The following is a 10,160-nucleotide window of genomic DNA, read 5'->3' as shown; positions in this document are numbered from 1 at the left end:
GTCTCCGGCGCGGGTGAGGGTGGTGCCGGTGTAGGTGCGGGGGCCGGTGGCCTCGGTGCCGGGGTGGGCGGAGGGCCAGGTGGCGGAGGTCTGGTTGCCGGCGTCGTCGTAGGCGTAGTGCTCGGTCCAGTTCTGGGCGTGGACGGCGGTGACGCGGCCTGCCGCGTCGAGGTCGAAGGTGCGGGTGCCGGACTTCCGGTCGGCGATGGATGTCAGGTGGCCGTCGGCGCGGTAGGTGTAGGTACGGCTGTTGACGGGCCGGGGTCCGGCGTCGATGTGCTGGGCGGTGAGGCGTCCGGTCTCGTCCCGGGCGGAGGTCATGGTGAGCGCGTCGTCGTAGGCGCGGGTGAGTTCGCGCCCGGCGTCGTCGTGGGTGAAGTCGATGCGGTGGCCGCCGCTGGTGAGGTGCTGGGGGCGGCTGTCGGGGCCGTAGGCGTAGCAGGTGGCGTGGCCGGTGGGGGTGGTGCGCCGGGTGCGGCGGCCCAGCGCGTCGTACGTGTAGGAGACGGGACGGCCGTCGACCAGTTCCGTCTTGGTCCTGCCCGAGCGGTCGTACTGGTAGCGGATCTCGCTTTCCGGGCCCACGGCTTCGAGGAGGCGCCCCGCTCGGTCGTAGGCGTACGTCGTCACGTGGCCGTCGACGTCCTTGCGGAGGATCTGGCCGAGCGGGTCGCGTTCGTACGCGATGGTCCCGCCGAGGGCGTCGGTGCGGGCGGTGAGCCTGCCCGCCGCGTCCAGTTCGTAGGTGAGGGTGCGGCCGTCGAAGTCGGTCTCGGCGACCATGCGGCCGGCCGCGTCGTACACGTAATTCCAGGCCAGCCCCTGCGGGTTGGTGACGCGGGTGAGGCGCAGTGCGCGGTCGTGCTCGAACTCGTAGCGGGCGCCGTCCGGTCCGGTGCGGGCGGCGAGGAGGTCGAAGTGGGTGTACTCGAAGCGGGAGACGCCGCCCACCGCACCCCGCCCACCCGCGCCGACCACAGACGGTCACCGGACACCGGCACCAGAAGCACCGCGCGCCGCATCTCACCGACCAGCGCCCGCGGGTCCCCTACCCCGCTCCTCCGCTCGGCTAAGCGCTCGGCCAGCGCTGCCCGAGATCGCTCCACGGCCCCTCCCCCTCCCGCGAACTCACGACACCGTAGACCAGGACGCCCGACAGGCCCGAGACGGTTCTCACCGAGCCGTTGTCCCGGCGGGCGGCGGGCCCGGACGCCCCCTGAAGGAACCGGGCAGGGCTCGCGGGCTGATCCGAACGAAAGGCCATAGGCTTCAAAGCCGGAAGCTGATCGGGCGGCGAGCGGGAGAGCGCGGAATGACGATGGTGCCGGGGCGCAGGAGCAGTACGTTCACCCGACTGCTGCGGCACGGTTTCACCGACCCGTCCGCCGCCGAGCGGCTGCTCGACCTGCCCGACCTCTCCTCCGTACGTTCCGACTCCGTGCTCCTCGACGCGCTCGGGGCCACCGCCGACCCCGATCTGGCGCTGCGCGGCCTGGTCCGGCTGGTCGAGGCCGAGGAGGCGGGCCAGCGGCAGATCCTGCTGGACACCCTGGTCACGGCGAAGCCCCTGCGGGACCGGCTGCTCGGGGTGCTCGGGGCGTCGGAGGCGCTCGGCGACCACCTGGCACGCCACCCCCGCGACTGGCAGGTTCTCGTCACGTACGAGGCCACCGACCTGCACCCCGGGGTCACCGAGTTCGAGCAGGAGCTGGCCGGGGCCGACGACCCGGACGAGCTGCGCGCCGGTTACCGGCGGTGCCTGCTGTCCATCGCCGCCCGGGACGTCTGCGGCACCACCGACGTCGCCGAGACCGCCGCCGAGCTGGCCGACCTCGCCACCGCGACGCTGCGGGCCGCCCTGCGCATCGCGTCGGCGGCGGCCCCCGACGACGCCGCGCGGTGCCGGCTCGCGGTCATCGCGATGGGCAAGTGCGGCGGCCACGAGCTGAACTACGTCTCCGACGTCGACGTCATCTTCGTCGCGGAACCCGCCGACGGCGCCGAGGAGAACAAGGCCGTACAGGCCGCCACCCGGCTCGCCGCGCACCTCATGCGGATCTGCTCCGACACGACCGCCGAGGGCACCATCTGGCCCGTCGACGCCAACCTCCGCCCCGAGGGCCGCAACGGGCCCCTGGTCCGTACGCTCTCCTCGCACCTCGCCTACTACCAGCGCTGGGCCAAGACCTGGGAGTTCCAGGCGCTCCTCAAGGCCCGGCCGGTGGCCGGGGACACCGCGCTCGGCGCCGAATACGTCGAAGCCGTCTCGCCGCTCGTCTGGCAGGCCGCCGACCGCGAGAACTTCGTCCCCGACGTGCAGAAGATGCGCCGCCGCGTCGTGGACACCATCCCCGCCGACCGCGTCGACCGGGAGCTGAAGCTCGGACCCGGCGGGCTGCGGGACGTCGAGTTCGCCGTCCAGCTGCTCCAGCTCGTCCACGGCCGCAGCGACCCCGCCCTGCGCAGCGGATCGACCCTGAAGGCGCTGGGGGCGCTCGCCGACGGCGGTTACGTGGGGCGCGTGGACGCCGTACAGCTGGACGACGCCTACCGGTTCCTGCGCGCCATGGAACACCGCATCCAGCTCTACCGGCTGCGCCGCACCCACCTCGTCCCCGACGACGAGCCGGACCTGCGCCGCCTCGGACGCTCCCTCGGACTGCGCACCGACCCCATCGCCGAGCTGAACCAGGCCTGGCGGCGGCACGCGTCCGTGGTGCGCCGGCTGCACGAGAAGCTGTTCTACCGGCCGCTGCTCGACGCCGTCGCCCAGCTCGCGCCCGGCGAGTCCCGGCTCAGCACGAAGGCCGCCACCGCCCGGCTCGTGGCCCTCGGCTACGAGGACCCGGCGGCCGCCCTGCGACACCTGGAGGCCCTGTCCTCCGGGGTCTCGCGCAAGGCCGCCATCCAGCGCACCCTGCTGCCGGTGCTGCTCGGCTGGTTCGCGGACTCCGCCGACCCGGACGCCGGACTCCTCGGCTTCCGCAAGGTGTCCGACGCGCTCGGCAAGACCCCCTGGTACCTGCGGCTCCTGCGCGACGAAGGGGCCGCGGCGGAGAACCTCGCCCGGGTCCTGTCGGCCGGCCGGCTCGCCCCCGACCTGCTGTTGCGCGCCCCCGAGGCCGTCACCATCCTCGGCGACCCGCACGGCCTCGCCCCCCGCAGCCGCACGCACCTGGAACAGGAGGTGCTGGCCGCCGTGGGCCGCGCCGGCGACGCGGAGTCGGCCGTCGCGGTGGTGCGCGGGGTGCGCAGGCGCGAGCTGTTCCGCACGACGGCCGCCGACCTCATCGGCTCCTACGGCACGGAGGACAGCCCCGCCGAATCCGACCCGGGCGCCCTCGTCGACCGGGTCGGCGGCGCCGTCACCGACCTGAACGCCGTCACCATCGCCGGGGCGCTGCGGGCCGCCGTCCGCGCGGAGTGGGGCGACACCCTGCCCACCCGGTTCGCGGTCATCGGCATGGGCCGCTTCGGCGGGCACGAGCTGGGATACGGCTCCGACGCGGACGTCCTGTTCGTCCACGAGCCGCGCGAGGGCGTGGACGAACAGGAGGCGAGCCGGGCCGCGAACCGGGTGGTCTCCGAGATGCGCCGGCTGCTCCAGCTGCCCACCGCCGACCCGCCCCTCATCATCGACGCCGACCTGCGCCCCGAGGGCAAGAGCGGCCCGCTGGTGCGCACCCTGAAGTCGTACGGGGCGTACTACCGGCGCTGGTCGCTCGGCTGGGAGAGCCAGGCGCTGCTGCGGGCCGAGCCGATGGCCGGGGACCTGGACCTGGGCGCGGACTTCGTCGCGCTGATCGACCCGCTGCGATATCCGAAGGACGGGCTGGAGGAGGACGCGGTCCGCGAGATCCGGCGGCTCAAGGCCCGCATGGAGTCCGAGCGGATGCCGCGCGGCGCGGACTCGACCCTCCACACCAAGCTGGGGCGGGGCGGCCTGAGCGACGTCGAGTGGACGGTCCAGCTGACGCAGATGCAGCACGCCCGGTCGGTCCCCGGCCTGCGCACCACCCGCACCCGCCAGGCACTCGCCGCGGCGTGCGAGGCGGGCCTCATCCCCGAGGACGACGCCAGGACCCTGGACGAGGCGTGGGTCCTGGCCACCCGGGTCCGCAACGCGGTGATGCTCGTACGGGGCCGGCCCGGCGACACCTTCCCCTCGGTCCCGCGCGAGCTGACCGCGGTGGGCCGTTACCTCGGGTACGAGGAGGGGCACGTGGGCGACATGCTGGACGACTACCGCCGCATCACGCGGCGGGCGCGGGGGGTTGTGGAGGAGCGGTTCTACGGGGGGTGAGGCGCGGGCCCTCCGGGGGGCTTGTGGGGCGCCGCCCCACACCCCGCTCCTCAATCGCCGGAGGGGCTTGATTGTGCCGCGGTACTAGTGGCGGGTCGCCGCCGCCTCGCGCGGCTGCGCCGACAGCGCGCTCAGCCGTGGTCTGCGCGCCGTCTTCGGCGCGATCCGCTTCGGCAACCGGTGCGGCAGCGACCCGTACCAGGCGTACGACACCGCGTAACCGAACGCCAGGCACGCCACGCCGCCCACCGCGTCCAGCCAGAAGTGGTTCGCCGTCGACACGATGACCATCAGGGTCACCGTCGGGTACAGCAGGCCCAGGATGCGCGCCCAGGGGGCCGAGGCCAGGGCGAAGATGGTGAGGCCGCACCACAGCGACCAGCCGATGTGCATCGACGGCATCGCCGCGTACTGGTTCGACATGTTCTTGAAGTTGCCCGACGCCATCGAGCCCCAGGTCTGGTGGACCAGGACCGTGTCGATGAAGTTGCCGCCGTTCATCAGGCGGGGCGGGGCCAACGGGTACAGGTAGTAGCCGACGAGCGCGACCGCCGTGGTCGCGAACAGGGCCAGTCGGGCCGCCGCGTACCGGCCGGGGTGTCTGCGGAACAGCCACACGAGCACACTGATCGTGACGATGAAGTGCAGGGTCGCGTAGTAGTAGTTCATCGACACGATGAGCCAGGAAACCGAGTTCACCGCGTGGTTGACCGACTGCTCGACGGCGATGCCGAGGAACCGCTCGACCGACCACAGCCAGTCCGCGTTGGCCAGGGCGGCGGCCTTCTGCTCCGGGACCGCGTTGCGCACCAACGAGTACAGCCAGTAACTCAGCGCGATGAGCAGGATTTCGAACCAGAGCCGGGGCCGCCGGGGCGACCGCGGGGAGCGCAGTCGTGACACGACGTGGCCGAACGGTCTCTCGACCGCTCTGCCGATCCCGTGCGCGCGACCGGATTGCTTCGTGTTCGCCTCGGGAGCCGCCTCGTTCACGATGGGTGACGGGGTGGCCTCCGTACGGCCTTCCTGTCGTTTCACGCTCAATTCACCCATAGGCACAGAGTCTGCCAGATTTGCCCTCCCCGCCCGATGATCCTCCGGCGGGGCGCGAGTTGCACGTCCGGCAGGCCTGTTACGGGCGGGCGTGCGATCCTGGGGGAGCGGCCTGCGAGGTGGTGGCCGTGCCGGGGCCGGCGGCCGTCGAACCGCGTACGACCAGCTCCGGCATGAAGACGAACTCGCTGTGCGGGGCGGGCGTGCCGCCGATCTCCTCCAGGAGTGTGCGTACCGCGGCCTGGCCCATCGCCGTGACCGGCTGGCGGATCGTGGTCAGCGGTGGGTCGGTGAACGCTATGAGCGGCGAGTCGTCGTAGCCCACGACCGAGACCTCGCGCGGGACCTCGCGGGAGAGCCTGCGGGCGGCCCTGATCGCGCCGAGCGCCATCATGTCGCTCGCGCACACCACCGCCGTGCAACCCCGTTCCATCAGCGCCGACGCGGCTGCCTGGCCGCCTTCGAGCGTGTACAGGGAGTGCTGGATCAGCTCCTCGACCTCGTCCGCCGTCAGGTTCAACTGCTCGCGCATCGTGGTGTGGAAGCCCTCGATCTTGCGGAGCACGGGGACGAAGCGCTTGGGGCCGACCGCGAGCCCGATCCGGGTGTGGCCGAGCGACACCAGGTGGGTCACCGCCAGCCGCATCGCGGCCCGGTCGTCCGGGGAGATGAACGGCGCCTGCACCTTGGGCGAGAAGCCGTTGACCAGGACGAAGGGCACGCCCTGCGCGCGCAGTTGTTCGTAGCGCTGCATGTCGGCGGAGGTGTCCGCGTGCAGCCCGGAGACGAAGATGATCCCGGAGACGCCCCGGTCGACCAGCATCTCCGTCAGCTCGTCCTCGGTGGAGCCGCCCGGGGTCTGGGTCGCCAGCACCGGGGTGTAGCCCTGCCGGGTCAGCGCCTGCCCGATGACCTGGGCGAGCGCCGGGAAGATGGGGTTCTCCAGCTCGGGCGTGATCAGGCCGACGAGCCCCGCGCTGCGCCTGCGCAGACGTACGGGCCGTTCGTAGCCGAGGACGTCGAGCGCGGCGAGGACGGATTCGCGGGTGGCAGCGGCAACCCCGGGCTTGCCGTTCAGTACGCGGCTGACCGTCGCTTCGCTGACCCCCGCCTGAGTTGCGATATCGGCAAGCCGTGCGGTCATGGCAATGGACTGTACCGGGAGCGGGTCGGATTGCCCACCAGGAAGGGAACCGGGCGGGAGCGGCGGCGGTGGGCGGGCTTGCGGCCCGGGGGAGGGGGCCGTGGAGGTCCGCAGCAACGTCTTGCAAGGTCTTGCGGTGGTGGTTCGCCGGCTGCGGTCGGATCGTCGCACTGCGGAATCGGGGCTGGTGAGCCCTCCCTGTCAGGGATCGACGGGTTCCGTCAAGAGTCTTGACGGCAACCTTGAGGACACGCCAATGTAACGATCGCCGGAGCTTGCAGAAATCTTCCGCAAAGTCTTTCGGTCGTCTTTCATCCTTGTTACGTTCACGTCGACCCGGCGCCGCGACGGAGCGGTACGGCAGTTGAAGGAGTTCAGATGCGACGTGGCATAACGGCCACCGCCCTGGTCGCGGCCCTGGCGCTCGCGGCGACCGCCTGCGGCAGCGATGACGACAGTTCCGACAGCCCCTCCAAGAGCTCGGGCGAGCTCTCCGGCACCGTCACGTGGTGGGACACCTCCACCGCGGGCAGTGAGGACAAGGTCTTCAAGAAGATCGCCGAGGGCTTCGAGAAGCTGCACCCGAAGGTCGACGTCAAGTACGTCAACGTGCCTTTCGGTGACGCGCAGAACAAGTTCAAGAACGCGGCTCAGGCGGGCTCCGGCGCCCCCGACGTGATCCGCTCCGAGGTCGCCTGGACGCCCGAGTTCGCTGACCTCGGCTACCTCGCCCCGCTGGACGGAACCACGGCCCTCCAGAAGCAGGACGACTTCCTGAAGCAGGCCGCCGCTTCCACCAAGTACAACGGCAAGACGTTCGCCGTTCCGCAGGTGATCGACTCCCTGGGCATCTTCTACAACAAGAAGATCTTCAAGGAGGCCGGCGTCGAGGTCCCCACCACGATCGACGAGCTGAAGTCCGCCTCGAAGAAGATCAAGTCGAAGACCGGCAAGACCGGCCTCTACCTGCGCGGCGACGACGCGTACTGGTTCCTGCCCTTCCTGTACGGCGAGGGCGGCGACATGGTCAACGCCGCCGACAAGGCCGTCACCATCGACAACGCGGCCGGTGTCAAGGCCATGAAGCTCGTCAAGGACCTGGTCGACTCCGGCGTCGCGAAGACGGACGCCACGGACGGCTGGGACAACATGCAGGCGTCCTTCAAGGACGGCGACGTCGCGATGATGATCAACGGCCCGTGGGCCGTCGCCGACACGTACGCCGGCAAGGAGTTCAAGGACAAGGCCAACCTCGGCGTCGCCCCGGTCCCGGCCGGCTCCGTCGCGCAGGGCGCCCCGCAGGGCGGTCACAACCTGGCCGTCTACGCCGGTTCCAAGAACCTTGAGGCCTCCTACGCCTTCGTCGACTACATGACCTCCGTCAAGACGCAGGCCCAGGTCACCGAGGAGCTCAACCTCCTGCCGACCCGCACCTCCGCCTACGCCGAGGAGTCCGTGGTCGACAACGAGATCGTCGGCTTCTTCAAGCCGGTCGTCGAGAGCGCCGTCGAGCGCCCCTGGATCCCGGAGACCGGCAGCCTCTTCGCGCCGCTCGTCACCGAGTACACCAAGGCCCTCACCGGCCAGACCTCCCCGGAGAAGGCGGTCAAGACGACCGGTACCGCCTACCGCAAGCTCCTTGACGGCTGGAAGTAACTCAGGAAGGCAGGCCGGCTGATGGCTGTCCACACCAGCCAGTCGGTGGCGAAGGCCGCGGGCGACGACGTCGCCCGCGGCCGGAGCCGCGGTACTGGCAACCCCCCGCCGCCGGGCAAGCTCCGGCGGGCACTGTCGACACACTGGTACGCCTGGACGATGGTGGCCCCGGTCGTCGTCGTGATCGGCGTGATCATCGGTTATCCGCTGGTCCGCGGCATCTTCCTGTCGCTGACCGACGCCAACGAGCGCAACGTCGCGCGGTCCATCGGTGTCAACCACCTGCCCGCCACGTACAAGTTCGTCGGTCTGGACAACTACGCCGATGCGCTCACCGGCGAACAGTTCCTCGGCACACTCGGGTGGACCCTGGTGTGGACGGTCTCCTGCGTCTCCATCACCTTCGCGCTCGGCATGGCGCTCGCGAACATCCTCAACCGCAGGATCGCCGGGCGCTCCGCCTACCGGATGGCGCTCATCCTGCCCTGGGCGGTCCCCGGCTTCGTCTCCGTCTTCGCCTGGCGCTTCCTCTACAACAACGACCGCGGGCTGCTCAACAAGATCCTCTCCGGCGCCGGCTTCGAGGGCATCGACTGGCTGGGCGACCCCACCATCGCCAAGATCGCCGTCATCGTGGTCAACGTGTGGCTCGGCGTGCCGTTCATCATGGTCGCCCTGCTCGGCGGCCTCCAGTCCATACCCAGCGAGCACTACGAGGCCGCGGAGATGGACGGCGCCAGCGCCTGGCAGCGCTTCCGCCACGTCACCCTGCCCGGACTGCGGCCGGTCTCCACGACCGTGATCCTGCTCTCCACCATCTGGACCTTCAACATGTTCCCGGTGATCTTCCTGCTGACCCGGGGCGGACCCGGCGACGCGACCCAGATCCTGGTGACGCAGGCGTACAAGTTCTCCTTCGAGATCAGCCCGCGCGACTTCGCGCAGTCCTCCACCTGGGGCGTGCTGATCCTCGTACTCCTGCTGATCTTCGCCACCGTCTACCGGCGAGTCCTGCGCACTCAGGGAGATGACTGGTGACCACCGCAACCACCCCCACCGCGCGGCACTCCGCGCCCAAGGTCCGCAAGCGCGGCGAGCGTTCGCCGCTCGCCTCCACGGCCCTGCACCTGACGCTGATCGTGGCGTCCGTGATCGCGGTCTTCCCCGTGCTCTGGGTCCTGCTCACCTCGCTGAAGCCGGCCGAACTCGCCTCCACCACGGACTTCTTCAAAGAGACGACGTTCGAGAACTACACGAACCTCATCAAGGACACGAAGTTCCTGACCTGGTTCGGCAACTCGCTGATCGTCGCGGGGCTCACCACGCTCATCGGCGTCATCGTCTCCGCCTCCACCGGCTACGCCGTCAGCCGCTTCCGGTTCCCCGGCAAGCGCGGGCTGATGTGGACGCTGCTGATCACCCAGATGTTCCCGGTCGCCGTCCTCATCGTGCCGATCTACAACATCATGGCGGGCATGGGGCTGCTGAATAGGCCCGCCGGGCTCGTCATCACCTACCTGACCATCTCGGTGCCGTTCTGCGCCTGGATGATGAAGGGCTTCTTCGACACCATCCCGCGCGAGATCGACGAGTCGGGGCAGGTCGACGGCCTCACCCCGTTCGGCACGTTCTGGCGGCTGATCCTGCCGCTGGCCAAGCCCGGCCTCGCCGTCACGGCGTTCTACTCCTTCATCACCGCCTGGGGCGAGGTGGCGTACGCCTCCGCCTTCATGGTCGGCGAGGACAACCTCACCCTCGCGGGCGGACTCCAGCTGTTCGTCAACCAGTACGGCGCCCAGTGGGGCCCGATGACCGCCGCGTCCGTACTGATCGCGATACCCGCGGCCCTGGTGTTCCTGTTCGCGCAGAAGCACCTCGTCACCGGCATGTCCGCCGGAGCCGTCAAGGGCTGAGCGTCCTCAGCGGCACGCGCCCGTACGACCCGCACGCACCAGTCACGGTGGCGCCGGCATCCCGACCCGGTCCCGGCGCCACTCCCCACCC

Annotated in this window: 6 protein-coding genes and 2 pseudogenes; 4 read left to right on the top strand and 4 right to left on the bottom strand. The window is 70.6% G+C overall.

Going from position 1 to position 10,160, the window contains the following annotated elements; translation table 11 throughout:
* Positions 1-954: pseudogene (locus tag B082_RS0102390) on the bottom strand (type IV secretion protein Rhs); the annotation flags it as partial.
* Positions 948-1,106, bottom strand: a pseudogene (locus B082_RS39705) (SseB family protein); the annotation flags it as partial. The pseudogenes B082_RS39705 and B082_RS0102390, both read right to left, overlap by 7 nt.
* Positions 1,107-1,312: 206 nt before the next feature.
* On the opposite strand from B082_RS39705, the gene B082_RS0102385 reads away from it, so the two are divergent.
* Positions 1,313-4,303, top strand: a complete 2,991-nt coding sequence (locus B082_RS0102385; RefSeq protein WP_018550220.1) for a bifunctional [glutamine synthetase] adenylyltransferase/[glutamine synthetase]-adenylyl-L-tyrosine phosphorylase — start codon at positions 1,313-1,315, stop codon at positions 4,301-4,303.
* A gap of 84 nt (positions 4,304-4,387) precedes the next feature.
* Here the strand turns inward: B082_RS0102385 and B082_RS0102380 are convergent, their stop codons facing one another.
* A complete protein-coding gene (locus B082_RS0102380; RefSeq protein ID WP_018550219.1) occupies positions 4,388-5,296 on the bottom strand; it encodes a phosphatase PAP2 family protein in 909 nt (302 codons plus the stop codon).
* Positions 5,297-5,435: 139 nt separating this feature from the next.
* The gene (locus tag B082_RS0102375; RefSeq protein ID WP_018550218.1) at positions 5,436-6,500 is read right to left on the bottom strand and encodes a LacI family DNA-binding transcriptional regulator; all 1,065 of its coding nucleotides are present in this window, start codon (positions 6,498-6,500) and stop codon (positions 5,436-5,438) included.
* A gap of 378 nt (positions 6,501-6,878) precedes the next feature.
* Between B082_RS0102375 and B082_RS0102370 the strand changes: the two genes are divergently transcribed.
* The 3 genes from B082_RS0102370 to B082_RS0102360 are packed head-to-tail and all read left to right on the top strand — an operon-like array spanning position 6,879 to position 10,069.
* A complete protein-coding gene (locus B082_RS0102370; protein WP_018550217.1) occupies positions 6,879-8,156 on the top strand; it encodes an extracellular solute-binding protein in 1,278 nt (425 codons plus the stop codon).
* Between the two features lie 21 nt (positions 8,157-8,177).
* The gene (locus B082_RS0102365; protein WP_018550216.1) at positions 8,178-9,194 is read left to right on the top strand and encodes a carbohydrate ABC transporter permease; all 1,017 of its coding nucleotides are present in this window, start codon (positions 8,178-8,180) and stop codon (positions 9,192-9,194) included.
* Entirely contained in the window at positions 9,191-10,069 is an 879-nt protein-coding gene (locus tag B082_RS0102360) for a sugar ABC transporter permease (protein WP_018550215.1), read from the top strand. The genes B082_RS0102365 and B082_RS0102360 overlap by 4 nt, the downstream gene beginning before the upstream one ends.
* Positions 10,070-10,160 lie beyond the last annotated feature (91 nt).

The organism is Streptomyces sp. ATexAB-D23 (assembly GCF_000373645.1).
GTDB lineage: Bacteria > Actinomycetota > Actinomycetes > Streptomycetales > Streptomycetaceae > Streptomyces > Streptomyces castrisilvae.
The sequence above is the reverse complement of the archived record's forward strand: the minus strand, read 5'-3'. Positions and strand labels throughout refer to the sequence as shown.

Coding starts and splice junctions, on each gene's coding strand:
- B082_RS0102385 (WP_018550220.1), top strand. CDS start 1,313: ATGACGATGGTGCCGGGGCGCAGGAGCAGTACGTTCACCCGACTGCTG.
- B082_RS0102365 (WP_018550216.1), top strand. CDS start 8,178: ATGGCTGTCCACACCAGCCAGTCGGTGGCGAAGGCCGCGGGCGACGAC.
- B082_RS0102370 (WP_018550217.1), top strand. CDS start 6,879: ATGCGACGTGGCATAACGGCCACCGCCCTGGTCGCGGCCCTGGCGCTC.
- B082_RS0102375 (WP_018550218.1), bottom strand. CDS start 6,500: ATGACCGCACGGCTTGCCGATATCGCAACTCAGGCGGGGGTCAGCGAA.